The sequence below is a fragment of the Pseudomonas sp. LARHCG127 genome (assembly GCF_052871455.1).
This window is the reverse complement of the sequence record NZ_JBIXJT010000007.1, coordinates 206,813-232,472: the sequence shown is the minus strand read 5'-3', so window position 1 is coordinate 232,472 and position 25,660 is coordinate 206,813. Positions and strand designations below refer to the sequence as shown.

At 59.2% G+C, this 25,660-nt stretch carries 29 protein-coding genes and 1 pseudogene; 21 read left to right on the top strand and 9 right to left on the bottom strand.

All coding sequences use genetic code 11. The features are described 5' to 3' along the window. Positions 1 to 253 precede the first annotated feature (253 nt). The 4 genes and pseudogenes from ACIPQ1_RS14475 to ACIPQ1_RS14460 form a co-directional block, all read left to right on the top strand. Positions 254 to 517, top strand: a complete 264-nt coding sequence (locus tag ACIPQ1_RS14475) for a DUF2790 domain-containing protein (protein ID WP_250963453.1) — start codon at positions 254 to 256, stop codon at positions 515 to 517. A gap of 489 nt (positions 518 to 1,006) precedes the next feature. Then, positions 1,007 to 2,257, top strand: coding sequence for a ribonucleotide-diphosphate reductase subunit beta (locus tag ACIPQ1_RS14470; protein ID WP_030142465.1), 1,251 nt, complete (start codon positions 1,007 to 1,009; stop codon positions 2,255 to 2,257). Between the two features lie 390 nt (positions 2,258 to 2,647). After that, positions 2,648 to 3,181 carry a BRO-N domain-containing protein gene (locus tag ACIPQ1_RS14465; RefSeq protein ID WP_446534343.1) on the top strand — a complete coding sequence of 178 codons (534 nt, stop codon included), beginning with the start codon at positions 2,648 to 2,650 and terminating at the stop codon, positions 3,179 to 3,181. A 164-nt stretch (positions 3,182 to 3,345) separates the two neighbouring features. Then, a pseudogene (locus tag ACIPQ1_RS14460) lies at positions 3,346 to 3,471 on the top strand (HNH endonuclease); the annotation flags it as partial. Positions 3,472 to 3,833: 362 nt separating this feature from the next. On the opposite strand, the gene ACIPQ1_RS14455 reads toward ACIPQ1_RS14460, so the two are convergent. Both ACIPQ1_RS14455 and ACIPQ1_RS14450 read right to left on the bottom strand, forming a co-directional pair. Beyond that, positions 3,834 to 4,079: a type II toxin-antitoxin system Phd/YefM family antitoxin gene (locus ACIPQ1_RS14455; RefSeq protein ID WP_411385422.1), complete on the bottom strand. Its 246-nt coding sequence runs from the start codon at positions 4,077 to 4,079 to the stop codon at positions 3,834 to 3,836. A 13-nt stretch (positions 4,080 to 4,092) separates the two neighbouring features. After that, positions 4,093 to 4,518 (bottom strand): helix-turn-helix transcriptional regulator, encoded by a 426-nt coding sequence (locus tag ACIPQ1_RS14450; protein ID WP_411385423.1) that lies wholly within the window; start codon positions 4,516 to 4,518, stop codon positions 4,093 to 4,095. Between the two features lie 351 nt (positions 4,519 to 4,869). Here ACIPQ1_RS14450 and ACIPQ1_RS14445 point away from each other — a divergent pair, with 351 nt between their 5' ends. Further along, complete coding sequence (locus tag ACIPQ1_RS14445) at positions 4,870 to 5,490, top strand: LysE family translocator (RefSeq protein ID WP_207965725.1); 621 nt, start codon at positions 4,870 to 4,872, stop codon at positions 5,488 to 5,490. A gap of 10 nt (positions 5,491 to 5,500) precedes the next feature. Next, entirely contained in the window at positions 5,501 to 6,487 is a 987-nt protein-coding gene (locus ACIPQ1_RS14440; RefSeq protein ID WP_446534342.1) for a quinone oxidoreductase family protein, read from the top strand. 20 nt (positions 6,488 to 6,507) lie between these two features. Here ACIPQ1_RS14440 and ACIPQ1_RS14435 read toward each other — a convergent pair whose 3' ends face one another. Then, positions 6,508 to 7,389 (bottom strand): LysR family transcriptional regulator, encoded by an 882-nt coding sequence (locus ACIPQ1_RS14435; RefSeq protein ID WP_446534341.1) that lies wholly within the window; start codon positions 7,387 to 7,389, stop codon positions 6,508 to 6,510. A 125-nt stretch (positions 7,390 to 7,514) separates the two neighbouring features. Between ACIPQ1_RS14435 and ACIPQ1_RS14430 the strand changes: the two genes are divergently transcribed. The 4 genes from ACIPQ1_RS14430 to ACIPQ1_RS14415 all read left to right on the top strand — a co-directional run bounded on the left by ACIPQ1_RS14430 (position 7,515) and on the right by ACIPQ1_RS14415 (position 11,605). Further along, positions 7,515 to 8,624 (top strand): fatty acid desaturase, encoded by a 1,110-nt coding sequence (locus tag ACIPQ1_RS14430; RefSeq protein WP_446534340.1) that lies wholly within the window; start codon positions 7,515 to 7,517, stop codon positions 8,622 to 8,624. Positions 8,625 to 8,638: 14 nt separating this feature from the next. Further along, positions 8,639 to 9,094 (top strand): cobalamin B12-binding domain-containing protein, encoded by a 456-nt coding sequence (locus ACIPQ1_RS14425; protein ID WP_446534339.1) that lies wholly within the window; start codon positions 8,639 to 8,641, stop codon positions 9,092 to 9,094. A gap of 39 nt (positions 9,095 to 9,133) precedes the next feature. After that, complete coding sequence (locus ACIPQ1_RS14420) at positions 9,134 to 10,339, top strand: methylaspartate mutase (RefSeq protein ID WP_446534338.1); 1,206 nt, start codon at positions 9,134 to 9,136, stop codon at positions 10,337 to 10,339. A gap of 276 nt (positions 10,340 to 10,615) precedes the next feature. Continuing rightward, the gene (locus tag ACIPQ1_RS14415) at positions 10,616 to 11,605 is read left to right on the top strand and encodes a hypothetical protein (RefSeq protein WP_446534337.1); all 990 of its coding nucleotides are present in this window, start codon (positions 10,616 to 10,618) and stop codon (positions 11,603 to 11,605) included. A 6-nt stretch (positions 11,606 to 11,611) separates the two neighbouring features. Here ACIPQ1_RS14415 and ACIPQ1_RS14410 read toward each other — a convergent pair whose 3' ends face one another. After that, on the bottom strand, positions 11,612 to 12,427 hold the full coding sequence (locus ACIPQ1_RS14410) for a sulfite exporter TauE/SafE family protein (protein ID WP_446534336.1): 816 nt from the start codon (positions 12,425 to 12,427) through the stop codon (positions 11,612 to 11,614). 112 nt (positions 12,428 to 12,539) lie between these two features. On the opposite strand from ACIPQ1_RS14410, the gene ACIPQ1_RS14405 reads away from it, so the two are divergent. Together ACIPQ1_RS14405 and ACIPQ1_RS14400 are read left to right on the top strand one after the other, a co-directional pair. Then, positions 12,540 to 13,316 carry an AraC family transcriptional regulator gene (locus tag ACIPQ1_RS14405; protein ID WP_411385429.1) on the top strand — a complete coding sequence of 259 codons (777 nt, stop codon included), beginning with the start codon at positions 12,540 to 12,542 and terminating at the stop codon, positions 13,314 to 13,316. Positions 13,317 to 13,400: 84 nt separating this feature from the next. Beyond that, a complete protein-coding gene (locus ACIPQ1_RS14400) occupies positions 13,401 to 13,718 on the top strand; it encodes a helix-turn-helix domain-containing protein (RefSeq protein ID WP_250965852.1) in 318 nt (105 codons plus the stop codon). A gap of 17 nt (positions 13,719 to 13,735) precedes the next feature. Here ACIPQ1_RS14400 and ACIPQ1_RS14395 read toward each other — a convergent pair whose 3' ends face one another. Further along, a complete protein-coding gene (locus tag ACIPQ1_RS14395) occupies positions 13,736 to 14,794 on the bottom strand; it encodes an MBL fold metallo-hydrolase (protein WP_446534335.1) in 1,059 nt (352 codons plus the stop codon). Between the two features lie 188 nt (positions 14,795 to 14,982). Here ACIPQ1_RS14395 and ACIPQ1_RS14390 point away from each other — a divergent pair, with 188 nt between their 5' ends. Beyond that, positions 14,983 to 15,591 (top strand): TetR/AcrR family transcriptional regulator, encoded by a 609-nt coding sequence (locus ACIPQ1_RS14390; RefSeq protein WP_411385431.1) that lies wholly within the window; start codon positions 14,983 to 14,985, stop codon positions 15,589 to 15,591. Positions 15,592 to 15,594: 3 nt separating this feature from the next. Here ACIPQ1_RS14390 and ACIPQ1_RS14385 read toward each other — a convergent pair whose 3' ends face one another. Then, a complete protein-coding gene (locus tag ACIPQ1_RS14385; protein WP_411385432.1) occupies positions 15,595 to 16,542 on the bottom strand; it encodes a LysR family transcriptional regulator in 948 nt (315 codons plus the stop codon). 14 nt (positions 16,543 to 16,556) lie between these two features. On the opposite strand from ACIPQ1_RS14385, the gene ACIPQ1_RS14380 reads away from it, so the two are divergent. Both ACIPQ1_RS14380 and ACIPQ1_RS14375 read left to right on the top strand, forming a co-directional pair. Then, positions 16,557 to 17,267: a CTP synthase C-terminal region-related (seleno)protein gene (locus ACIPQ1_RS14380; RefSeq protein WP_411385433.1), complete on the top strand. Its 711-nt coding sequence runs from the start codon at positions 16,557 to 16,559 to the stop codon at positions 17,265 to 17,267. After that, on the top strand, positions 17,264 to 17,578 hold the full coding sequence (locus tag ACIPQ1_RS14375; RefSeq protein WP_186710585.1) for an antibiotic biosynthesis monooxygenase family protein: 315 nt from the start codon (positions 17,264 to 17,266) through the stop codon (positions 17,576 to 17,578). The genes ACIPQ1_RS14380 and ACIPQ1_RS14375 overlap by 4 nt, the downstream gene beginning before the upstream one ends. 274 nt (positions 17,579 to 17,852) lie before the next feature. Here the strand turns inward: ACIPQ1_RS14375 and ACIPQ1_RS14370 are convergent, their stop codons facing one another. Then, entirely contained in the window at positions 17,853 to 18,179 is a 327-nt protein-coding gene (locus ACIPQ1_RS14370; protein WP_250965846.1) for a DUF2025 family protein, read from the bottom strand. Between the two features lie 242 nt (positions 18,180 to 18,421). Here ACIPQ1_RS14370 and ACIPQ1_RS14365 point away from each other — a divergent pair, with 242 nt between their 5' ends. The 3 genes from ACIPQ1_RS14365 to ACIPQ1_RS14355 all read left to right on the top strand — a co-directional run bounded on the left by ACIPQ1_RS14365 (position 18,422) and on the right by ACIPQ1_RS14355 (position 21,189). After that, a complete protein-coding gene (locus tag ACIPQ1_RS14365) occupies positions 18,422 to 19,549 on the top strand; it encodes a glycerophosphodiester phosphodiesterase (protein ID WP_411385434.1) in 1,128 nt (375 codons plus the stop codon). 125 nt (positions 19,550 to 19,674) lie between these two features. Continuing rightward, positions 19,675 to 19,980: a PepSY domain-containing protein gene (locus ACIPQ1_RS14360; protein WP_250965845.1), complete on the top strand. Its 306-nt coding sequence runs from the start codon at positions 19,675 to 19,677 to the stop codon at positions 19,978 to 19,980. A 186-nt stretch (positions 19,981 to 20,166) separates the two neighbouring features. Further along, positions 20,167 to 21,189, top strand: coding sequence for a transporter (locus tag ACIPQ1_RS14355; RefSeq protein ID WP_186706282.1), 1,023 nt, complete (start codon positions 20,167 to 20,169; stop codon positions 21,187 to 21,189). Positions 21,190 to 21,397: 208 nt separating this feature from the next. Here ACIPQ1_RS14355 and ACIPQ1_RS14350 read toward each other — a convergent pair whose 3' ends face one another. Then, complete coding sequence (locus ACIPQ1_RS14350) at positions 21,398 to 23,023, bottom strand: methyl-accepting chemotaxis protein (RefSeq protein WP_411385435.1); 1,626 nt, start codon at positions 23,021 to 23,023, stop codon at positions 21,398 to 21,400. Positions 23,024 to 23,312: 289 nt separating this feature from the next. Between ACIPQ1_RS14350 and ACIPQ1_RS14345 the strand changes: the two genes are divergently transcribed. The 3 genes from ACIPQ1_RS14345 (at position 23,313) to ACIPQ1_RS14335 (ending at position 25,026) form a co-directional block, all read left to right on the top strand. Next, complete coding sequence (locus ACIPQ1_RS14345) at positions 23,313 to 23,456, top strand: hypothetical protein (RefSeq protein WP_162893862.1); 144 nt, start codon at positions 23,313 to 23,315, stop codon at positions 23,454 to 23,456. A 37-nt stretch (positions 23,457 to 23,493) separates the two neighbouring features. After that, complete coding sequence (locus tag ACIPQ1_RS14340; protein WP_250963929.1) at positions 23,494 to 23,724, top strand: hypothetical protein; 231 nt, start codon at positions 23,494 to 23,496, stop codon at positions 23,722 to 23,724. A 102-nt stretch (positions 23,725 to 23,826) separates the two neighbouring features. After that, entirely contained in the window at positions 23,827 to 25,026 is a 1,200-nt protein-coding gene (locus ACIPQ1_RS14335; RefSeq protein ID WP_411385436.1) for an MFS transporter, read from the top strand. On the opposite strand, the gene arfB is transcribed toward ACIPQ1_RS14335, so the two are convergent. Continuing rightward, complete coding sequence (gene arfB, locus ACIPQ1_RS14330) at positions 25,023 to 25,436, bottom strand: alternative ribosome rescue aminoacyl-tRNA hydrolase ArfB (RefSeq protein ID WP_018604539.1); 414 nt, start codon at positions 25,434 to 25,436, stop codon at positions 25,023 to 25,025. The two genes, ACIPQ1_RS14335 and arfB, sit on opposite strands and share 4 nt — an antisense overlap. Between the last annotated feature and the right edge of the window lie 224 nt (positions 25,437 to 25,660).

Genomic DNA, 25,660 nt, shown 5'->3' with positions numbered 1-25,660 from the left:
CCCATCCAATAGCAATTCACCAGACAGCCACCGACTCCCAGTCGATTATTACCAGATCAACCAACAGTGTTTATCAAAACCGAGTCTGTTTACCCCCACCCTCACCTTCTAAAATCCACCTCGCCAACCGGCAAACACGATTAGCGCAACACAGCCCCCACGAAGGCCGTTAATCCAACTTCCAACACTTGCTCCACACGCAACCCCAAAAAGGTTGCGTGACCCCACTCGACCTCAAAAAGGTGAAATACAAATGAAAGCTTTATGGGTCCTGGTCCTCGGCAGCCTGTGCGCCACCGCAATGGCGGATGAGACTCCGATCGACGCAGCACAGCAAAAACCGGCCATCGAGGAGTACACCTACTCCACCCACCTGGACATCGCCAAAGTCATCTCCATGAGCGACATCCCGAACGTCTGCGAAGTGGTTCCGGCGAAGATGGAATACGACGACTCCAAAGGCCAACGCCACATCCTGCGCTACAGCATCATGGGCAACGGTTGCTCCAACGGCTGATCACAACTGGCAATTTCCATGGCCCGATTTCGATCGGGCCAGGTTGTGTCTAGAACCGCCGAAAACCCTCCACAAACACAACATGTAGTGCAAAACCGCAAAAAACGCTGTTTTTTTGATCAAAAAAATCCGCGATCCGCTTCATGCAAAAAAAATCTTGAGCGGCCAAAGCCTTGTAAACCCTCGCTCCCACGCGGATATGCCCCCCGCCGCCCCTTCTGTGAGCTATTTCGCCGCAGCACGTAGGCAAAAAAGTCCTTATAATGCCGCCTTAAACGGGCCTGCAATATTCCCTTACAGGGGATCACGCCAGCCTGGAGCCCACGCAGAGGCCCATCGCCTCCTCGCGTTCACCGCCGCTCCGGAATGACCCGTACATTTTTCTGTTTATTGCCTGCGTCAGCTGCTGCAACAAACGATTTTTCAAGATCCACCGCGGCCAGTAGGCCTTCATTGGGCATCTGGCCCTCACGCAGGAGACGACACGTCATGCTGAGCTGGGACGAATTCGACAAAGAAGACAGTGGCGAAGTCGCTGTAAAAGGCGCTAACGCCGGCCACGCTTCTGAAGCCAACATGGACCGCCTCGACAGCGCCGGCGGTGCCGCCGCCCTCGAAGCCCGGGCCGTGACGGCCAGCGACTCGGCCGCGATCATTCGCGCCAAGGCCGCCCTCGACAAACTCGACGTCGCCGAAGGCCTCGCCGAACTCGAAGGCGCCTCCGCCCGTGTCGCCGTCGATGAAAAGCGCATGATCAACTGCCGCGCCGACCTCAACCAGCTCGTGCCATTCAAATACGACTGGGCCTGGCAGAAGTACCTGGACGGCTGCGCAAACCACTGGATGCCGCAAGAAGTCAACATGACCGCCGACATCGCCCTCTGGAAAAACCCGGAAGGCCTGACCGACGACGAACGCCGCATCGTGATGCGCAACCTGGGCTTCTTCTCCACCGCCGACTCCCTGGTTGCCAACAATCTGGTCCTGGCCGTGTACCGCCTGATCACCAACCCGGAATGCCGCCAGTACATCCTGCGCCAGGCGTTCGAAGAGGCGATCCACACCCACGCCTACCAGTACTGCATCGAATCGCTGGCCATGGATGAAGGCGAAATCTTCAACATGTACCACGAGATTCCATCGGTCGCGAAAAAAGCTGCCTGGGGCCTGAAATACACCCGTTCGATCTCCGATCCGAAGTTCGAAACCGGCACCCCGGACACCGACAAAGAGTTGCTGCGCAACCTGATCGCTTATTACTGCGTCCTGGAAGGCATCTTCTTCTATTGCGGCTTCACCCAGATCCTCTCCATGGGCCGCCGCAACAAAATGACCGGCGTCGCCGAGCAGTTCCAGTACATCCTGCGCGACGAATCCATGCACCTGAACTTCGGCATCGACGTGATCAACCAGATCAAGATCGAAAACCCACACCTGTGGGATGCCGAGATGAAGGAAGAAGCGACCCAGATGATCCTGCAAGGGACCCAACTGGAAATCGAATACGCCCGCGACACCATGCCTCGTGGGGTGCTGGGGATGAACGCGGCGATGATGGAGGACTACCTCAAGTTCATCGCTAACCGTCGTTTGTCGCAGATTGGGTTGAAAGAAGAGTATCCGGGGACGACTAACCCGTTCCCTTGGATGAGCGAGATCATGGACTTGAAGAAAGAGAAGAATTTCTTTGAGACGCGCGTGATTGAGTATCAGACGGGTGGGGCTTTGAGCTGGGATTGATTCGACAGAAAAATCCTAGGCTGCACGCGTAACAGAAACCCCGTGAAAACGGGGTTTTTTTGTTCTACAGAACCAAAAACCGCGTTTAACTCTGAGGCCGGCACCCTACCGTTCCCCTACGCAAAACTCAGAATTGTTCCGTATTGACGCTACATCGCCTCGTTACCTATCTTAATCGCAGGTGCCTAAGAAACGCCCAACGTAGTAGCTAATCGCCAAACATAGAGCCGCGTACTGTCCAAGGACATTTGCGGTTTTGTGTGGGAGAAATAGCTAGTTGGGATTTTCTTACATCCTCTACGTCGGGCTCGCGCCGTTAACCTTCGAACGTAGAGGTGGTTATGCCCATAAGAACGCAGCTCTGCTCTCCGTATACCTCGGAGACCCATCATGCCTGATGCTTACATTCCGGCGGTTTTCATCCGTCACAACCTCCACCTTCACGCCCTGCTTCTGGAAAACCAACCTTGGTTTTGCGCCCGCGACCTCGGACGCTTAATGGGTGTGCATCTGAACGAGCGCATGGTCAGCAAACTGGATGAGGACCAGCGACACGCTCTGCTGATTCGATACCACGGCCAGCCTGAAACGCGGCTGATGCTCAGCGAGTCTGGCGTGTATGCCTTGTTGGTTTATCACTACGCGCCAGGGAATCGCTTGCTGCGTGAATGGCTCACGCATCAGGTTGTACCGGCCTTGCGGGACGCACAGGCATCAACCGATACCGAGCGGCCGATGCTGAGCGTGCTGGATTGGCCGGAGATGTCCTTAAGCCTGTTGCATTGGCAAAACGACGGCTGGATTCGACTTCGGGACATGCCCTATCTGTTGCTCAATCGAACTCGAGGTCGGGCGGCAGCGACTAAGCCTTGGTGGCGTAGGTTGCTAGAGGTGTTTCATGTTTCAGGGCATTCAGTGTCGTAGGACGCTCCGAGCGGAAGACTCTGCTTTTTCTGTAGGAGTTTTCGTAGACAGTCGTAATGGCCAGTCAGTATCGTCCGAGGGTCTAAACCCTCGGCGATTGTATGGATACCCAAAAGGAAAAAAGCGGCTGGAGCGACGAAGAGCTTGAGGCTTCGGTTGATGCGTCGGACAGCATTACTAACGCTGTTGCGCTTTGCCCGAACTGCCATCGACGTTGTCATCTTGCCAGTGACAGAGAGGCCTTTACCTTGTCGCTGTATCAGAAGATTGGTCGGCTGGTCGTTGAGTGAAAACTCTCCGTTGGGTTGGGGCTGCTGCGCAGCCCAGCGGGAGCAAGCTCCCTCGCCACGGGTGTCAGGTCATAGGTTGGTGTAAGGCGTGATTGCTGCGGTTTTTGAGAATCGCGGGCAGGTTCCCACGGCTTTGGAATAATGGTTTCGGGAAGCGTCCAGTTTCTGTTGGACGAAAAAGGACATATGGGGATAAGTGATGACGAAAAAAATAAGAAGTGAGGTCTTCGAGTCGATTCACAACTCGGCCGAAGCGCTGCTGAAAATCGGCGCTATCAACGAGGTCACCATGAGAGAGTTCGACGAGGCGTGCATGGCTGAGGTATCTGCTGAAATCTCAGTTTAAGAGAATTCACCTACACTCAGGGCCGGCACTCAAAACCCTTGAGGATGCCCTCAGGTGTGCGGTCGAAATCCGCCGACATCCGAATCTTCCCCTTCAACCGCCCAGGCTTGCGCGCGTGCGGTGTATCGACATGAGGCAGCAGATCCAGATAAGGCTTGCCGGCCTTGGTGATCACCACCCTGTCGCCCTGCCATGCGCGCGCACCCAGTTGTAAGAGCTGAGACCTCGCTTCGTGCAGGGTTACTTGAACCTGTTCGCTCATACACCGTCTCCGCTCATTCGCCTGGGCCATTGTCGCCATCCTTTACCTCTTTAGTGGCTCTGGGAGTAGTAACTCTACCGGGCTGTTCTGTGGGCTTTCGTTTAGGGTTGGCGCCCCGAGTGGGCGCTTTGGGGTCGATTTTTTGCGGTCGGGGTGGCGGCGTATAAAGAGGTACAGCAGCCATCAACCCCAAGCGCAGTCCAAACTTTCTCAGGATCGCGTCGAGGGTGCTGATGGTCGGATTACCCTTGTCCTTTTCGATCTGGTAGAGAGCCTTTGTCGACATCTTGCACATAACTGCGAAGGTCTCTTGGTCGAGCCCAGTAACCTCAAGTCTCAGCCGGCGGATAGAGGTTCCCAGGGTTTGGGCCCCTGTCACATGTTGCATGACGATGTCGTCAATGATCGCCCTGCGTCGTTCACCCGTATTCTCTTTCATCGAAATTCTATTTGTTGTTTCGGCAATATATTGCCGGTTACCTGGAAGGTCAGGCCATAACCGGCATTATGATACCGATTACGTCAATCTGAGACTGGAAAAGGGGCCGCTTCGCAGCCCAGCGGGGCGGTGCGACGTTTCGCTAAATCTCCTCGCCACGGGTTGGTGTCAGGGCGCAGGCAGGTGGCAGGCTTGATGGCTGAATTGTTTGTGGTAGTCGCGAGCGCCCCCCTCCCCACCACCCTTCCCCCATTTATGAAAAACCGCCTTGCGCTCCTCGCCATAACCTTAGAAGCAACCGCGAATTAGACTTGCCGGAGTTCAGTCCGCGTTGTGATTAAGGAAGACAACATGCAAGAAATTTTCAGCATCAACTGGTTGCTTTGGCTATCGACCATGGTGCCGCTGACCCTGAGTGCAGGCCCTGGCAACTTGATGGTGGCGACGTCGGGTGCGCAAAGCGGCGTGCGCCGTTCGGTGCGGTTTATCGTTGGGCTCGACATGACTTACTTCCTGATCGCCGTGCTGGTCGGCTTAGGCCTTTATCACACGCTGACGAACAATCCGACACTGGTATGGGCGCTGCAAGTGGTGGGCAGCTTCTACATCTTGTGGCTCGGTGTGCGCATGCTGCGCCGGCCACTGAAGGCGCCCACCGACAAGGCCATGCATCTGCAATTTCGGGACGGCATTGTTGTACAACTGGGCAACGTGCAAGGGATCGTGATGTTGCTGGTGATGTTTTCCACGTTCATGCCTTCCGGCGAGACCAGCAGCACCGTCGTGTTGATCCTCAGTGCGGCGCTGATTTCGCTGAACTTCTTCTCGCACGTCATCTGGGTGTCGATGGGGTCGACCGTGCAGAAGCTGATCCAATCGCGCCCCAAATGGCTGATGTTCCAGAACGCTGCGTTTGGCCTGATGTTGATAGCGGTGGCTGTTTGGATTTTCCTGCGCATCGGTCCGCTTTAAGGAGGCTCCCATGACCCAGACCCACGGAATTGTCTTCGCCGCCCCCGGCACACCCAACGTCATGGAATTGCGCAAATACCCGCTGCGGACCGTCGGCCCTGAAGAAATCACAGTGGCCATCGAAGCCGCCGGTGTGAATTTCATCGACTTGCACCGGCGCTCCGGCGCGCTGGACGATGGCTCAGCCTTCCCCAGGGGCTTGGGCATGGAGGGTGCGGGGCGTGTCGTCGAATGTGGATCGCAGGTGGAAAGCCTGGCCATTGGCGATCGAGTGGCCTTCGTCGACAGCTCGACCGGTAGCTACGCCGGTCACGCAGTCGTTCGCGCTTCGCGGGCGATACGCCTGCCCGATGACGTGCCGAGCGAAGTCGCGGCAGGCGTCATGTTCAAAGGGCTGACGGCCGAATACCTGACGCATCGCTGCGTGCCGCTGGCGCCTGGCGACTTTGTGGTATGGCACGCGGCGGCAGGCGGTGTGGGCAGCATTGCCACAAGCTGGCTAGTCGCTCGCGGGGTGCACGTCATTGGTCTCGCTTCGACCGAAGCCAAACGCCGCCAGGTGCTGGAAGCGGGGTGCATGGCGGCCCTCGACGCCGAAGCGCCAGGCACACTTGGATCGATCCATGAATTGACCGATGGCAAAGGCGCCCATGTCGTGTTCGATTCTGTCGGCAAAGAGACCGTAGAGCTGTCATTGGCGAGCTTGCGCCCGCGCGGCCATCTGGTGCTGTTTGGCAATGCGTCGGGCGACGTGACGGACTTCAACCTGTCCCGCCTTGGGCAAATGGGCTCGCTGCATGTGACGCGGCCGTCGTTGAAGCATTACATCGGCGACGACGCTGAATTGACCCACGCGGCCGCGCGGGTATTGCAAGCCATGTCCAGCGGCGCGATTCGTTTGCCGCGAATAACGCATCATCCCCTCGCACTGGCTGCCCAGACCCATTGCGTCATGCAATACCGCCAAACCCAGGGTTCATTGATCCTGGTGCCATGACCTCGCGGTCAAAGCGGCCGTCAGTGCAGGCCGACCGCTTTGCCGTGAAACAGCTCCGTCAGATACTCCACCACTCGATCAACGCGGCTCACACCCTGGGTAGCCTGATTGCGCAACAACCAGATTTCCGAGCTCCGCGCAGGGCGATCAGCCAACACCTGGCACAGACCGGACTGATGTCCGACATAGACGGGTAACGCGGCAATCCCCAGATTGGCTTCGACCGCCTTGAGCTGCGCATTCAGGTTTGAAACGCGCATCCACAGCCTCTGGTCACCGGCCATTTCGCTCAACCATTGGGCGAGCGGCATGTACGACATTTCTTCGGTCCAGCCGATCAGGCTGTGGTGCTTGAGGTCGGCGGGTTCGGCCGGCAGGCCGTTGGCATCGGCATACGCCTGGGAGCAGAAAAGCCCCTGCATCAATGTGCCGACCCGGCGCATGGTGAAGTTACCGTTCTCCGGCCTGCGCAAGCGGATAATGATGTCGCTGTGGCTTTGTGTGAGTTTCGACGACACCGCCGAGTTAATGAAGTCGAAGCTGATCTCGGGGTGCTGGTCATGAAAGACCGCGAGTTGCGGAATGATCAAGTGCGTGCCCATGAGCTCCGGACAATCAATGCGCACCTGTCCCGCCATCCGATCACCGGGTTGCGACATCTGCCGTTCGATCAGTTTGAAACGCTCCTCCGTTTCCAGTGCCAATGGCAGCAACGCCCTTCCCGCCTCAGTCAGGAAGTAGCCGTTGGTTTTCTTCGAAAACAATACCGTACCGAGCGATTCCTCAAGCGCTGCGATCTTGCGCGACACCGTCGAGGCCGAAACCTTGAGCGAGATTCCAGCCTCGGTCACGTTGTTCGATTTAGCCACGAAGATAAAGACCTTCAGATCATCCCAATCCATGTTGATGACATACCCAAAAATGGAAAATCGATCTCCACCTATTTCTATTCGAAATATCCAGAGGCCACGTTACAGTTTTTGCATGGAGCAAAACCCTAGAGGAAACATGGATGATACGTAACTCAATGCGCGCCCTTCCAGGGTTCATGCAGCCATTTCTGAGTTGGCTGACAGCCAAGCCTCTCCCCGAAGACCTTGATAAAGTCCGTCCTCTGAAGCCGTTCCACCATATCGTTGTGTCGGCGGGATTAATAGCCGGCGGCGCGCTGTTGGCCGGTATCGGTTATTCGCAGGCCAGCATTGCGCTGTGGCTGTTGGGTTTTGTCCTGGCAACCGGTGGCATCAAGCAGATGCAAGTGATGATCTGCCACAACTGTGCCCATGACATGGTCTTCGAATCGCGCGAGACCAATATGACCATTGGCCGGATCATTTCCGGCGTCCTGATGCTCAAACCCTTCGATACCTACAAGAGCGAACACGCTCTGCATCACAGTTCGAAGACGCTGTTGACCGACGATGATGACACCCTCTCCTACCTGCAAAGCGTGGTGGGGTTAAAACCGTCCGACAGCATCGCCGCGATGTGGACCAAACTGGTCTCGACCGCGCTCTCGCCACTGGCCGTGCTGCGTTCGTTCTGGGGCCGATTAAAAGGCACCGCCACGGCTGCAAACCGCCGCGTTGCAGCATTGACGCTGGTCTTCTGGGCGGGCCTTGCTCTGCTGTCGGCCGCCTTGGGTCATGTCGATCTGTTCATTGTGGCGTGGGTGATTCCGGTCTTCGCCGGCTACCACATCAGCACCACATTTCGCCTGGCGGCCGAGCACACCTGGCCCAGCGTGGAAGTGCTGGAACGGCGCGGCATCGACTTCATTTGCGAAAGCACCACCGGCGTGTTTATCGGCGAAGAGCTGCGCATACCCGAAGGTGCGGGAACTGTTCGACGCCTCACCCATATCAGCGTGTGGCTGATCAAGATGCTGGCGTTCCACTTGTTTGTCCGGGTGTTTGTGATGGTCGGCGATACACCGTGCCACGACTTTCATCACCGCCGCCCACGATCCAAAGATTGGCCAAACTACATTACTGCCCGCGAACGCGACAGGATCGAAGGTTCCAAACCCTTTCCCACGAACTACGCCGACAGCTGGGGCTACATCAACTCGGTGACCACCAACTTTCGCAACTTCCAGCGGGCACTCCCGTACTACGCAACCAGGACAGCAACTTAAAAGGGACTTTAACGATGACTTTCAGCAAAACCGCTCTGCTCACCACTGTGCCTTCGGACTCCCATAGTTGGAATCTGGTGTTCATGGAGTTCCTGCTCACTGACATTGGCTACAAGGTCGAGAATCTGGGCCCGAACACGCCCATGGATGAGGTGATCGCGCGGCTCAACCGCCACCCCAGTGCCATGGTTGTCGTCAGCACGGTCAATGGCCATGGCTACATCGAAGGCGCTGAACTCGCTCTGCGTATTCGTAGGGAAACCAAACACACCGACGGGGTGTATATCGGCGGCAAAATCTGCACCGAAAACGATCCCCAGACCATTGCCCGACATAGCGCCACACTGCGCGCCGCTGGTTTCGATGAGGTGTTCGACGACAGCGTGGCCAACAGCTTCGATGCCTTCCAGGAACTGGTGTCTGCCCAGTTGTATCCAGAGCATTACCTGGAAAAACGGGTCGCTCGCTGACCCGTTGCCCCTACAGATTCGCAGAAAAGGCAGATCAGGATGATCGATTTCAACACCCATGTTCTCGAACGCTTCAACGCCCATGGCCCGGTGCTCCAGCCGCGAATGGGCTTCAGTGACCCGGCCCGGATGCAGGCCGGTCTGGAAGCCACAGCCGCGAGCCGGGCGAACACGGTGTGCACCATCACGCTTGATGCGTTCACCCGGGTAAACAATCTTGAAGCAGCGCAACGGGCCATCGACAGCGAATCGATGCTCAATGGTTATCCGATCGTTAACCATCCGCCGGCACAGACCCGTGCCTTGATCGATCAGATTGATGCCCGCTACCGCCTGCCGGTGCAGGTTCGTCATGGTTCACCCGACCCGTTGCACATCTTCGAGCGAATGGTCGAAGTCGGTCTGCCCACCACCGAGGGCGGGCCGATTTCCTATTGCCTGCCGTACAGTCGCACGCCGCTGCGCGAGGCGTTCGGTCACTGGGAGAAAGCCTGTCAGGTACTGTCCAGCGGCGTCGACAACAGTCACATCGAAAGCTTCGCCGGTTGCATGATGGGACAGATGTGCGACCCGGTGGTCCTGGTGGCGCTCAATATCCTTGAAGGATTGTTCTTGCGCGCCCATGGCATCAAGACGCTGTCGTTCTCCTACGCTCAAGGCACCTCGCCGGTGCAGGATCGCGCAGCCGTGACAGCTCTCCAACAACTTGCGGCCGACTATTTTGAACCGGGCAGCTATCACTTTGTCGGTTATGTGTTCATGGGCTTCTTCCCGCGCTCGCTTGGCGGGTTCTGCCGAATCACTGGCGATGCGCTGGCCATGATTCGCGCCACGGGTGTGCAGCGTGTGATTATCAAGACTCCGGTGGAATCAAGGCGCATACCTCGGGTAGAGGAAAACATCGCGGCGCTGGAGTACTGCGACTACTGCCTGAACACCGACGGCGTTTTACCGCAGATTCCGTTCGATTCCCAAGAACACGAGCGTGTCCTGCGCAGCGCGAAACGCCTGATCGAAGGCGCGCTGGCCCACGACAGCAACTTGTCCGAAGCCCTGCTCGGGGCCTTCGACAGTGGTCTTCTGTCGATCCCCTACTGCCTGCACCCCGACAACAAACGCGGCGCCGGCACCGTGCTGACACCGGAAAACTATTACCACGGTTTCCAGGGCGAGCGGGTGGAAAATGCCTTCTCGTTTCTGGCGGCGCTGAGGCAGAACATCCGCACCTATGACTGCGTGCTTTGATGCGGGATGACTGAAGAGCGCTGATGCTTACGCGTTGGGGGCGATTTTTTGTGGGGAGTCTGTAATTGGGGGCCGCTTCGCAGCCCAGCGGGAGCGAGCTCCCTCGCCACAGTTGGTGTCAGGGCGCAGGTGGGTGGCGGGCTTGATGGCTGGGTTGGTTTTGGGAATCGCGAGCGAGCTCGCTCCCACAGGGGGCGTGTGGTGTGTTGAAACTTTGGGTGCAGCCCGCCGCGTCCTTCGGTATTAATACACTTCCTCTCACGGACCCGAGCCCCGATGAAATTCGACACTGCCTATTGCCTCAGCCTCGATGCCAAGCTTTCGATCTATGACGTTCGGGATCTGAATTTCGACGAGACCATGGCCTTCGATTCGGCCAAGGAGCGCTTTCAGTGCCCCAACGAGGCCTGTCGGACAGCGTTTGGAGAGGAGAATCGGCTGACGACGTTCAATGCCAAGAACGTTAATTACATCCGTACGCCACATTTCAAGAACCAGCCGACGACCCAGCATATCGAGGGCTGCCCTTATGTCAGTCCGAAAACGCCGGGGTTGGGTGTAGAGAGTGGCGAGGCGGAAACGGATGACGACCGCGAGGAACATTTTCCGTCGGAGCTGTTGCTGACTCGGCGTCAGTACCTGCGTAAGCCGTCCGATCCATCGAAGGATGTTGACGCGACTCGGCCTACGCCTCCCTCCGTATCTTCCCACGGTGATAGCGCTCATTCCGCCCAGGACTCGACACCGGACAAGACCAGTGTCTTCGCCCATCCGGTGGAATGTTTCGTTTCGAATTTCGATAACAAGGATCTGCTCAAGCGCAAGCCGCTGAAGATTGGCGAGCACACGGCGCCCTATGGCTCGTTCTTCAAGAAGATCGAGTATTTGCAGGACAACAAGGGCTTGATTTACTGGGGCAAGATCAAGGAGATCAAGGATTACACCCTGAGCTTTCGCATCGATTTCGAAGCAAAGGTCTGGTTCAAGCAGCCGGACGAGGCGAAGAAGAAGCCTTACTCGGTCAACGTTTACTTGAGCAAGAAGCTGATCGATAACTACCGCAAGCGCAAGGCGTTCCTGGAAGAAATCAAGCACGCCATCGACAGTGACGCGCCGTTGTATTGCTTCTTTTATGGGGTCACGCCCGAGTTGAAACAGGTGCCGAGCAAGAAGAACCCCGAAGAAACGTTCGGGGTGTTCAGTGCCAATATCGAGAACCTGGATCACTTCATCATCCGTGAGGCGCCGGGGTTGGCGGGTCAATAACGCCCCCTACCTCAGGCACATCCCGATCAGCACCAACATCAACAATCCCACATACACCCGCGAATGGACCTTATCCGGTATCCGTCCGATCCATGGCGTTGCCAGACGAATACCCAGTAGCGCGCCAAGTGTGAGCACAGCGAAGGCCATCAAGTCGATGTAACCCACAAACCACGGCCCCAAATCAAACTCGGCAAACCCGGCCATGGCCATGTAAGTCAGCGTCCCAGCCACCGCAACCGGCAAACTCAACGGGTTAGCCATGGACGTCGCGCGCGACATGTTCAGCCCGCAACGGCGCAACAGCGGGACCGTCATGACGCTGCCGCCCACGCCCAGGAAAGTAGCGATGGCACCGATGCTGATCCCGCCCGCCGAGACCTCTGCCCTGCCCAATCGCCGTGGGATCACAGCGTCAGACTGTGTCAGAAAACCGCGTCTGAACAAGCAGTCCAGAATGGTCACGCCCAGATAAACGATGAACCCATAGCGAATGACTTCGCTGCTCGCCCACATCGCGGCAATGGCGCCGACGACAGCGCCCAGGCCGATGAAGCCGCCCAACGGCCATACATAATGGCGAATGAGGTTGCGGGCGCGGTGATGCTTCACCGTGGCGATCAGTGCGTTGACGATCATCACGCAGGTCGAAGTGGCCACGGCAATGTGCATCGCCGATTGGCCGACAGGGTCGTCGGCACCGTGGCTGGCGGTGAGCATGCGGTACAGCAAGGGCACCACGACGAAGCCGCCGCCGAAGCCGAACAGCACGGCGGTGATGCCACTCAGGCAGCCGAAACAGGCAAGCAATACATAGAGCATCGAGGTGCATCCGTGGAAGGGGAGGCGTCTACGATAGGGAGGCGAAGCTTGGCCTGCAGCAGCAAACAGGCCAATAATGTTCGCATTTACGCCAATCGTGAGCGGCCCGTCGATGCGCAACATTTCGATCGATTTATTGGATGCGACACCCAGGGCCGTCGTTGCCATCGGCACCGATTACGCTCACGGGCAAGTACTGCCGTTGCATCGCCATCGCCGCGCGCAGTTGCTCTACGGTGCCACCGGGGTCATGCAGGTCAGCACGGCGGACGGCAATTGGGTGGTGCCGCCGCAACGGGCGGTGTGGATTCCGCCGGGGGTCGATCATGAAGTGCTGATGCTGGGCGTGAGTACGCGCAGCCTGTACATCGAACCGGACGCGGTTATGGCCATGGACACGCAGTGCCAGGTCATCAGTGTGTCGCCCCTGATGCGCCAGTTGCTGATGGAGGCCGTCGAGCTTGCGCCGGACTACGACGAGGCGGGTCGGGACGGGGCGTTGATTCATCTGCTACTACACGAGTTGCTGCGCAGCACCCACCTGCCACTGCACCTTCCGCTGCCCAAGGATCCTCGCCTGCTCAGCCTGTGCCAGGCGCTCCTGGAACACCCCGACGCCCATGCCTCGCCCGTGGAATGGGCGGCGCAATTGCACATCAGCCTGCGCTCATTCAATCGCCTGTTCAGCCGGCAGACCGCGCTGAGTTTCAGCCAGTGGCGGCAGCAGGCGTGTGTGATGTCGGCGTTGGCCCGCCTGGCTGAAGGGGATTCGGTGACACGCATAGCCTTGGACCTGGGCTACGACAGTCCCGCTGCGTTCTCCACCATGTTCCGTCGCGTATTGGGTCACGCGCCGAGCGCTTGGTTGGCGAAGACCGCCGGTCATTGATCAAAAAAATGAGATTGATCGGGATTCAAAACAACTGTACAAAAACACAGTATTTTTTAATCCCACAGCTTTGGAGCACCCCCCATGGCCTCTCTCGCAATCAAAACCACCCTGGAACGCATCGCTGTCTATCAGTTCACCCCCGCCCACTGTGCACAGGCGCGAGCCATGTTGGGCTGGAGTGTCGAGGAGCTGTCCCGGCAATCCGGCGTCTCGGTTCGGGCCATCCGCCGCTTTGAGGCCGGTGGCGAATTGCTCGATGTCACCCGCCTGGCCCTGGCATTTCGCCTGGAGGCGGAAGGCCTGGTGTTCTTCCCCGGCTTCGCACCGGGGCGCGGCATGAACATCAAGGGCGCGACGCCGGACCCCATGGGGCGTTCCGATTACGCGATGATCGAATGACCCCCGCGGAGCAGGTTCTAGGCGATACCGGCCTGGTCCTGATAGGTCGAGGGGTCCACATCCAGCCACCAGGCGCGGCCACGTTGCGGCTGCGTCAGGGTGAAAGCTTCGCCCATTTGCGGTGTGGTGATGCAAACGTTGCGTTCCCAGGCCAAGGCCAGGATGCGGTCGAAGGGTTCATACCAGGCATGCATCGCCAGGTCGAACGTGCCGTTGTGGATCGGCAGTAGCCAACGGCCCTTGAGGTCGATATGGGCCTGCAAGGTCTGCTCCGGCTGCATGTGGACATGGGGCCAGTCAACGTTATAGGCGCCGGTTTCCATCAGCGTCAGGTCGAAGGGGCCGTATTGTTCGCCGATGCGTTTGAAACCCTCGAAGTAACCGGTGTCGCCACTGAAGAAAATTCGCGTGGCGCCGTCGACCATCACCCACGACGCCCACAAAGTGCTGTTGCTGTCGAACAGGCCGCGTCCGGAAAAGTGCTGGGAGGGCGTGGCGATGAACTCGATGCCGTCCACCTCGGTGCCTTGCCACCAGTCCAGCTGACGCACCTTGCTGGCGTCGACGCCCCATTTGACCAGGGTGTCGCCCACGCCCAGGGGCGCCAGGAAGTGGCGGGTCTTGGTCGCTAGCTTGAGAATGGCCTGATGATCGAGGTGGTCGTAATGATCGTGGGAAAGGATCACCGCTTCGATGGGCGGCAACTCGTCCAGGCTGATGGGCGGCTGATGGAAACGCTTCGGTCCGGCCCATTGCACGGGTGAGGCACGTTCGGAGAACACCGGGTCTGTCAGCCAGAGTTTATCCCGCAGCTTGAGCAGCACGGTGGAATGGCCAAGACGGAAGACGCTGTGGTTCGGCGCGGCCAGCAGCGCGGCGCGCGTCAGCGGTCGAACGTCGATGGCACCTGCAGGGCGAGTGGAATGCGGCTTGTGAAAGATCATGTTCCAGATGATGCGCAGGGTGGTGCCAAAGCCTTCCCGCGGCGTGTAGGCATGATTGCGATACTTGCCCTGCTCTTGCCGGGATGAATCGTGGGCAGGCGGGCTATCGGTCGAAAGAGAGGGGATGGTCATGGTGCGATAACTCCAAGGACGTCGTCGCCATTGCGCTTCGTCGTTGTGGGACGCTGGATGGCCGTTGCATGCACGCATAGCCGTCAGACGAAAACCTACACCACTCGGTGTAGTTTCCAGATTGCATGAATCCCGGGAGCAAGTAAACTGCCGAGTGTAAGTTCTCTCCTCTCAACCGACGAATGCCCATGACCGTACCGCAGCGCCTTACCGAGCGAAAACGCGAAGCCATCCTCCAGGCCGCGATTGCTGAATTCCGTAGCAGCGGTTTCGAGATCACCAGCATGGACAGGATCGCGGCGACCGCCGGCGTATCGAAGCGCACGGTGTATAACCATTTCCCGAGCAAGGAAGCGTTGTTCGCCGAAATCCTGAATCGGTTATGGAACAGCATCACCGCAGAACAGGACATGCCCTACAGCCCGCAAACGCCGCTACGGGAGCAACTGCAAACGTTGCTGCAAGCCAAACTGCATCTGCTGGCGGACGAAAATTTCCTCGACCTGGCGCGCATCGCCATCGCCGCAACCATTCACTCCCCGGAGCGCGCCCAGGACATGGTCTCGCGCATGGGCCAGCGTGAGGAAGGCCTGACCGCCTGGATTCGCCAGGCCCAGGCCGATGGCCGATTGAAACCCGTGGAGCCGGCCTTTGCCGCCCAACAAATGCATGGGCTGCTCAAGACATTCGCTTTCTGGCCGCAGGTTTCGATGGGGCAGCCGAGCCTGACCCAGGAGGAGCAAACCCAAGTCATCGAATCGGCCCTCGACATGTTCCTGAGTCGTTACCAGGCCTGAATCTCAACCCCAGCGCAGGTTGCGCCCCAGCTCATCGAACAAGGTCACCACCGAGCGCAAGGCCCGACAGTCCGGGCGGGTCAGGAGCCACAGCGCCGTATCGTATCCTTCCAGCGATTCGCCAAGGGGCATCAGGCCTTGGCGTTCGTCGATCAGAAAGTCCGGCAGCGCCGCAACGCCTAAACCAGCCCGCACCAGTTCGGTGACCGAGAGCATGCTGTTGCAGCGATAGGCAGGCATCACGCCGGGTAGATGCTGGCGCCGCCAGGCCACGGTGGGGTGATCCGGAAGGAAATCGTCTGGCGCGATCCAGATCATGGAAGCCAGGTCACCCGCCTCTACCGAGCGCAGATACGTGGCGCTGGCGCATACCCGGTAAGTCACCTTGCCCAGGTTGCGACCGACCAGGTGTTCTGGCGGCGTACGGGTCAGTCGCAACGCAATGTCGGCGTCGCGGCGGTTCAGGTTGGCGAAGTCGTTCGAGGTGCTCAACTCAAGGGTCAACGCCGGATAGGCAGGCATGAAACGCGCTAAAGCCGGCAGCAGCAACGCTTGCAAGACTGAATCACTGCACGTCAGGCGTACCGTCCCGCTGATGACTTCGCCGCCCTGCTCCACCCCCACCCGCGCCGCCTCCAACGCCTGCTCGGCGCGCTCTGCTTGTTCAGCCAACGCCTGGGCCAGGCTCGTTGGCAAGTACCCGGAACGGCTTTTTTCGAACAAGGGTTGACCCAGGGCCGCTTCCAATCGACGTACCGAACGAAACACCGTCGACACGTCCACCTGCAGCAGCCGAGCGGCCCGGGCCAGCGAGCCGCCACGGACCAGCGCGAGGATCAGGGACAGGTCGGGGTAGTCCAGACGATAGTGCGTCGCTGCATTGATCACTTGGGTAAACGCCAATATTGATTGCGTGAACGCCAATCTATAGTGGCCACCAGGAATCAACAAGCGGCGAGCCTCCCATGGAAAATCAACGTCCTTTAAACATCGCCCTGATCGGCGACCACGACCCTCAAATCACCGCTCACCGGGCAATTCCCCTCGCACTTGAGCTGGCGGGCACACAAACCGGCCAGGCCATTCGCTTCCAATGGCTGGCAACGTCACTCATCGCCGACACCGCCGTGCTGGAAGATTTCGACGGTGTCTGGTGCGTGCCCGGCAGCCCCTACCAAAACGAAGCCGGTGCCGTGCTGGCCATTCGTTTTGCCCGCGAACAGCGTCGCCCTTTCCTGGGCACTTGCGGCGGTTTTCAGCACGCCGTGCTGGAATATGCCCGTCACGTGATGGGTTGGGTCGATGCCGTCCATGGTGAAACCTCTCCAGAGGCTGAACGGGCGCTGCTGACACCGCTGAACTGTGCCTTGGTCGAAACCATCGACAGCCTCCAGTTCGATGCGGGCTCGTTGATTGCCAAGGCCTACGGCCGACAGACCGCGTTCGAGGGCTACCATTGCCGCTTCGGGGTCAATCCAGACTTTGAAAGAGACTTGCTGAGCCAGCGCCTGCACGCCGTTGCCCGGGATTCGGCCGGTGACTTGCGAGCGGTGGAACTGCAAGACCATCCGTTCTTTGTCGCCACGCTGTTCCAGCCTGAACGTGCCGCACTGGAAGGCCGCGTGCCACCGCTGGTCAGCGCGTTTGTCGAAGCCTGCGCCAGGCAAATGTCATGAGCGCTCATTATTACGCAGTGATTTTTACCTCCCTGCGTACCGAGGGGGACCAAGGCTACGCCGAAGCCGCCGAGCGCATGCTGGCCCTTGCTCGGGAACAACCTGGATTTTTAGGCGTTGAATCGGCCCGTGGCGACGATGGTCTGGGGATTACCGTGTCCTATTGGCGTGATGAAGCGGCGATCCTGGCCTGGAAGCAACATCCCGAACACAGCGCGATTCGTGAGCGAGGCCGCTCCACCTGGTATACCCAATGCCAGACGAGGGTGTGCAAGGTTGAACGGGACTATGCCTTCCAACGCCCAACCTGATGCCAGGACAAAAGTCCCTGTGGGAGCGAGCTTGCTCGCGATAGCTGTAGATCAGCCAACATCACTGTGACTGACCTATCGCCATCGCGAGCAAGCTCGCTCCCACACTGAATCGCGGGTGTTCACAGATCCTGCTTTCACCACAAATCCCCTGTGGGAGCTGAGCTTGCTCGCGATAGCGGGGGGTCAGCTTGCAGCGATGCTGAATGTGCCGCCGCCATCGCGGGCAAGCCTTGCTCCCACAGGGCCTCTTACTCAACTCACGGTCGTGGCTTCAGCCTTCCACCAACTGCCGCACCGCCTTGATTTCCGGCAGGTCGCCGCGGGCCATGTACACCCGCAAAGGTTCGGTCAGGTTGATGCGGTCGTCGATGTTCTGGTCCAGCAACAGTTGGATTCGCTCGCGACTGAGGGTCACGGTGCCATCCGCCCCGGGGGCCCAGACAAATTCGCTGGTGGGGATGATGCCGTCATCAGCCACGTCCATGCCGAAGGCGTCTTCGCTGAACCGCACGATGTATTGGCCGGTCTTGCGGTTCAGGCCGACAAAACCCTTGAGCTGGTCGGCGGCCTGGCAGATGAGTGTCGAAGTGGTGCGCATGGTAAACCTCATGGATGCGTCCCTCGGGACGTCTGATCGATGGTTTACACGCAGGGCAAGTGAACAGATTTTAAGGTTTCCCTCTGCCGGGGAAACTGGTGCGGTCAAGGGTACTGCAAAGCGGCCGAAAAATGGGTGGGAAAAATCTGCTTCACACAGGTTTATGTCGGTATGGCGATAGCGCCGACAGCGTTCAATTGTTAAAAGATAGGTTTTGCCTCCTCTACGAAAGGATCTCGAGCATGCCTGTCACCTTCACCCGCAGCGCCTTGATGCTGAGCCTGTTGCTCGGCTTCAGCCAGACACAAGCCTCCGAGGCCCCGAGTCCCAAGGCCCTGGCCACCCTTCAAGGCATTCCACACCCGGCAGTCATCGCCCACCGTGGTGCCTCGTTCGACGCGCCGGAATCCACCGCCGCCGCCTACAAGCTGGCCCGTGACCTGGGCGCCGATTACCTGGAGCTGGACCTGCAGCGCAGCAAGGACGGCGTGTTGTTCGTCCTGCATGACGACAGCCTGCTGCGCACCACGGATGTCGCGACCCAGTTTCCCGAACGCAAGGACAGCACCGCCAATGAATTCACCATGGCGGAACTCAAAACCCTCGATGCCGGCAGCTGGTTCAACACCGCCTACCCGGACCGCGCCCGCCCTTCGTTCGTCGGCCAGAAAATCCTCACCCTCGATGAAGTGATCAACATCGCCGAGGGCAACCCGTTGCATAAACCGGGGCTGTACATCGAAACCAAGGAGCCGAAGCTGTTCCCCGGCATCGAGCGCGACCTGAAGGACAAACTGCAGGACCGTGGTTGGCTGAGCCCCGCTGGGTCGAAATTGGCCAAAAGCGCCACCGGCGTCGGCCAGGGCAAGGGCAAAGTGGTGCTGCAGACCTTTGAAAAGAGCAGTCTCGAACTGTTGCACAAAGAGATGCCGAAGGTGCCGAAGATCCTGCTGCTGTGGGTGGGCGAAGGCAACATCGAACCCAAGTCCAAGGTAACGTTTGCCGAGTCCGGCGAAACGGACAAGGCCGCCTATTACGCCAAGCAGGAGCCCAAGGACAAGGCCGAGTTCGAACAATGGGTCCAGTACGCCAAGGCCCATGGCGCCATCGGCACCGGTCCTTCGGCGGCATTGACCCATGGCGGCAGCCAGAGCTATTCGGACCTGGTGCAGCCGTGGATGAACCAGTACACCCACGACCAGGGTTTGCTGGTGCACGTCTACACCGTGGATGAGCCGGTGGACTTCAAGAAAGTGATGGAGGCCGGCGTTGATGGCATCTTCACCAACCGGGCCAGTGAGCTGCTCAAGTACTTCAAGCGTCCCGAGACAGGCAGCGTGGCGCAGCTATTGGAAAAGAACGGCTACTGAGTCGAAAGACCTTTCCAGGAAACTTGCTTCAAGATTTTTCGAATTAAGGGTGAATTAAGTTGCCACACATAATCTGAACCCACTTAAACGACTCACCCTTAATAACGACACCAAGGAAAGCACTCATGAAAACGTTGACTGCCCTGTTTACCGCTGCTGCCCTGACCCTCACCGCTGGCCTGGCCCAGGCGGACGTACGAATCGACCAGATTCCTCAACTGGTCAAGGACGGCAAGATCAAATCCCTTGAGTCGATGAATGCGGAAGCCCTGAAGTTGCACCCAGGCGCGACCATCACCGACACCGACCTGGATAACCACTTCGATGGCTATGAATATGAAGTGGAACTGAAGACGGCCGACGGCAAAGAGTTTGACGTGGACTTCGACGCAACTACCGGCAAAGTCCTGTCCGACAAGCAAGACACTTGATCCATCGGTTAAAGAAGAGCCGCGCAACTTTCGAGTTGCGCGGCTTTTTTGCGTAGACCGTCTGTAAACCGCCGCCGATCTGACGACGCCGCACAACTGTCACACAACCATCAAAAAACCCTGCAATGATGCCGCTCAAGTGAACCTGTGGCCGCTGCGACAGGCACTCCCCGCCAGCGAGCCCTCATGAACCACAGCATCGACCAAAGCCATCGCGATCCGGACCTGTTCGGCCTGCTTTACGGGTTTCGTTTTCGCCCCGGCGAGCGCGGCCGGGAAATCGATTCGGCCCAAGCCCTGCAAAGCCTGCAACAACCGCAGGATGCCGACGAGTTTCTCTGGCTGCACCTGAACCTAGCCCACGCCGCCTGCGAGCGCTGGATGAAAAGCCACCTGGCCTTGCCCGAGGAATTCTTCGAAGCCCTGCACGAAGGCTCGCGATCGACCCGTATCGAACATGTGGACTCGGCACTGCTGGCGGTGGTGAACGATGTGGTGTTCAACCTCAGCAACCTGGTGTCCTCGGATGTCTCCACCTTGTGGGTGTGCGTACACAGTCGATTGATCATCAGTGCGCGCCTGCAACCCTTGCACTCGGTCGACAAGCTGCGCTCATCGGTCAAGGCCGGCGAGAGCTTTCGCTCGCCGCTGGAATTGCTGGTGCATCTGCTGCGCGACCAAGGCGAAGTGCTGACCCAGATCGTGCGCAAGACCAGCCTCAGCGTTGACCAGATCGAAGACCAATTGCTGTCTTCGCGCGTGTCCAACAACCGCGCCGAGCTGGGCAGCCAGCGCCGCGTGCTGGTACGCCTGCAACGCCTGCTGGCCCTGGAGCCGGGCTCGTTGCTGCGCCTGCTCAACCGCCCGCCGCAATGGTTGCAGAAGGAAGACGTCAAGGAGCTGCGCAAGTCGACCGAGGAGTTCGCCCTGATCATCAACGACCTCACCGCCCTGGGCGAACGGATCAAATTGCTGCAGGAAGAGATCGCCGCCAACCTCAACGAACAAAGCAACCGCACGCTGTTCACCTTGACGGTGGTCACGGTGCTGGCGTTGCCCATCAACATCATTGCCGGTTTCTTCGGCATGAACGTCGGCGGCGTGCCACTGGCCGAAGATCCCGAGGGCTTCTGGATCCTGGTAGCGCTGGTGGCGACCTTCACCGTGATTGCAGGCCGATGGGCCTTTCGCAAGCGTCGCGATTATTGAGAGTGATCCTCTGCCCCCCTACTCACTTCACGCCCGTATGAGCTTTTGTGGCGAGGGAGCTTGCTCCCGCTCGGCTGCGCAGCAGTCGCAAAATCTGCCAACCATCTTATTCCTGATGCACCGCGCTGAATGGCTTTGGGGCTGCTATGCAGCCCAGCGGGAGCAAGCTCCCTCGCCACAGGTGGGCTACTGCATCAGGAACATACCGTCAGGCACTCAACCGCGCCGTCACTTCATTCAACTGCCCCGACAACCCGTGCAAATCCCGACTGGCCGCTTCGGTGCGTTTTACGTTGTCGAGGTTGGTACTGGCAATGCAGGTGATTTCAGTCAGGTTGCGCGAAATATCCTCGGCCACCGAGGTCTGCTCTTCCGCAGCGGTGGCGATCTGACGGTTCATGTCGCGGATCGCTTCCACCGCCTGGGTGATGCGTTCCAGCATCGCGCCGGCCTGGGTCACCTGCTCGACACTTTCCTCACTGCGCGACTGGCCGCTTTCGATGGCCTGGGCCGCGTCCACCGCACCTGTTTGAACCGTCTGGATGATCTGGTTGATCTCGATGATGGACGACGCCGTGCGCTGGGCCAGGCTGCGGACTTCATCGGCGACCACCGCAAAACCACGCCCGGCCTCACCCGCCCGTGCTGCTTCGATGGCAGCGTTGAGGGCCAGCAGGTTGGTCTGCTCGGCGATCCTGCGGATCACTTCCAGCACCTTGCCGATGCGTCCGCTGTCGGCTTCCAGGCGCCGGATCACCGTGGCGGTGTTGGCAATTTCGCCACGCATTTGGGTGATGGTGTGGATCGTGCCCTGCATCACTTTCTCGCCCTGCTGCGCCGAATGATCGGCATCATCGGCAGCCTGCGCCGCATCGGCGGCATGACGGGCAACTTCCTGGGCGGTGGCGGACATCTCGTTCATCGCGGTCGCGACTTGATCGGTGCGTTCGAATTGCTCGCTGGTGCCTTGGCTCATCAGGCTGGCAATCGCATTGAGCTCACCGCTGGCGCTGTCCAGCTCCGTGGCACTGCGTTGCAAGCGCGTGAAGGTTTCAGCAAGGAAATCGCGCAGCGTATTGGCCGCCAGGGCCAGGTCGCCCAATTCATCCTGGCGCGTGCTCGTCACACGCTCGGCGAAACGCCCGCGGCTCAGTTGAGTCACGTACGCGATCAGGTTACGGATAGGCTGCACCAGGTTGCGGTTGACCAGCCACACACTCAACAACCCGACCAGCAGCCCTGAGGCGAGCATGATCACCGTACCCAGCATGATCGTGCGGTCGGCACCCGCACTGATCAGCGCCGATTGCTCGTCGCCCAGCTTATGCAGCTCAACCACCAACTCGCTCATCTGCTCACTGGCCGCGCGGTCCACGCCCTTGACCGCGGCATCGCCCGCCGCCGCGTCGCCGCCCGCCGCCACAAACGCATCACGGCCCTTCTGGTAGGCCGCGCCCAACTGGGCATGTTCGCCCCGCAGACGCTCGATACGTGTCTTGATTTGCGCCGGGACACCTTCGTGGGTCGTCAACTGGCCAAGGATGCCCTGGACATCGCTCTGGCGTGCCTCGAATTGCTTCCAGTATTTATCCAGGTCCGCTGGCTGCTTGCCGCGCAACAGGACGTTTTTCCACTCCTGGACCTGCACCTTGAATTGCAGGTTGGCCTCGTCGATCAATTGCGACGCACGCAACGGACCGTCGAGCAGTTGACGATAATTCTGGATGCCATCGGAAAGGAAGTGAAAGGACGCCAGGGCAATCAGCAACATGGCCAGCAGGCTGCCGCTGAGCAGGGCGAGAATCTGTGCTCTCAGGGATTTTTGTAGAAACATGGAGTCGATCTCTTCAAATGAAGAACCTCCATGTCCGGGGTCCACAGTTGCAACGGAATGGGGAGGATATGTGCAAATCATCGGCCTGTACGGGGTGTTCTTGAGCGGTGGCGACCACCGGTAGCGGGATCGTTTTTTGCTGACTGGACATGACCTGTCCAGACAATCCCTTTTGTCGGCGCGATGGGATTTAAAAGTCTTTTTGTCATTTCTCCTGCTGTATCCTGCCCAGGCTTTGTAAAAGCGCGGATCTACCAGATCTATCCACAGACTTTGCGAGGAGCGCGAAATGCACGAGATCCCTAATCTCCCCTTCCCAAGCCTGCACGACACTGAGCAGACGACCACGCTACAAGCCGGAGGGCAACCTGACGCCCAGCAACCCGAGCCCAAGGAAGCCACTGAACGCCGCCAGGCCGACAGCGAAGACTGATTGACCCGTACCACCAGACCGTGTGGAAAGCGCTAAGATGCGCTTTCCACACTGCCTGAATCCCGAGCCCCCCATGACCGATGACACCCCTCCCTTCAGCGAAGCCCAGGCCAGCGTCCTGATCGGCACCGCTGAGAAAATGGTCGAGATCTGGACCCGCCTTCCCACCGAGAAACAAGCGGCCCTGCTGGCCCGGTTTGGCAGCGAAGAAAACGCCATCGCCGCGCTGGTGACCACGCGCCTGGTCAGCGAACAGAACGACCGCTGAGCCACCATTGGGCAAATAGTTTTACTTTTCCCCGCCCGGACGCCACGGTCGCCGTTATCATAAGCAGCCTATCTATCCAGCTGCTCCGTGGACCTCTTTCCCATGTCAGATTCCCAGCGCCCCCTGGCGGTCACGCTGCAAGTCGTTTCCATCGTCCTGTTCACGTTCATCGGCTACCTGAATATCGGCATTCCCCTGGCCGTGCTGCCCGGTTTCGTCCACGGCGAGCTGGGTTTCGGCGCGGTGATCGCCGGGCTGGTGATCAGCGTGCAATACCTGGCCACCCTGCTCAGTCGTCCTTACGCAGGACGAATCATCGATAACCTGGGGAGCAAGCGCGCGGTGATGTTCGGCCTCGCCGGCTGCGGGCTGAGCGGTGTGTTCATGCTGGTGTCCGCCTGGACGCCCCACCTGCCAACGTTCAGCCTGATCAGCCTGCTGATCGGTCGCCTGGTGCTGGGCAGTGCCGAAAGCCTGGTGGGGTCGGGTTCGATTGGCTGGGGCATCGGCCGGGTTGGCGCGGCAAATACCGCCAAGGTGATTTCCTGGAACGGTATCGCCAGTTACGGCGCGCTGGCGATCGGTGCGCCGTTGGGGGTGTGGCTGGTCAACGTGTTGGGGCTGTGGAGCATGGGCGCCAGCATCATCTTGCTGGGCCTGCTGGGACTGGCATTGGCCTGGCGCAAGACTGCTGCGCCCATTGTCTCTGGCGAACGCTTGCCGTTCATGCACGTGCTGGGGCGTGTGCTGCCACACGGCTGCGGTTTGGCCCTGGGTTCCATCGGGTTTGGCACCATCGCGACCTTCATCACCCTGTATTACGCCACTCAGCATTGGGATAACGCGGTGCTGTGCCTGAGCCTGTTCGGCGCCAGCTTCATCGGCGCGCGCCTGCTGTTCGGCAACCTGATCAACCGCCTGGGCGGCTTTCGCGTGGCGATTGCCTGCCTGTCGGTGGAAACCCTGGGGCTCTTGCTGTTGTGGCTCGCACCGGATGCCCATTGGGCCCTGGCGGGCGCGGCGTTGAGCGGTTTCGGCTTTTCCCTGGTGTTTCCGGCGCTGGGCGTGGAAGCGGTCAACCTGGTGCCGGCCTCCAGCCGTGGGGCCGCGGTGGGCGCTTATTCACTGTTCATTGATCTGTCGCTGGGGATCACCGGGCCGCTGGCCGGTGCGATTGCCGCTGGCTTCGGCTTTGCCTCGATCTTTCTGTTCGCTGCCCTGGCGGCCCTGGGAGGGTTGGCCTTGAGCGTCTACTTGTACCGGCAGGCGCCTCGGTACCGTGAAGCGCGGGAGAAGAACTAGAAGTCCACCTTGCCGCGCCCGGCCTTGATCGAGCCGCGCTTGGTCTTGGATTCCAGGCGACGCTTTTTCGACCCCAGGGTCGGCTTGGTCGGACGGCGCTTCTTTTCGACCTTGGTGGCGCTGAGGATCAGTTCGGTCAGGCGCTCCAGCGCGTCGGCCCGGTTCTGTTCCTGCGTGCGGTATTGCTGGGCCTTGATGATCAACACACCGTCACTGGTAATGCGACTGTCGCGCAGCGCCAGCAGCCGCTCCTTGTAGAACTCGGGCAGCGACGAAGCCGGAATGTCGAAGCGCAAATGCACGGCGCTGGAAACCTTGTTGACGTTCTGCCCGCCGGCCCCTTGGGCGCGGATGGCCGTCAGCTCGATCTCGGCGTCCGGGATGTGCACGGTGTTGGAAATGACCAGCATGGAAAGTGTCCGGTGTCAGGCCCCACAGGATACCGCGAATCCGCCCGACAACACCGATCCTGTGGGAATGAACGCTATGAACACTGCCGAACAATGTGGGAGCGAGCTTGCTCGCGATAGCGGTGGATCAGCAACCTTGATGTCGACTGACACACCGCTATCGCGAGCAAGCTTGCTCGCGATAGCGGTGGATCAGCAACCTTGATGTCGACTGACACACCGCT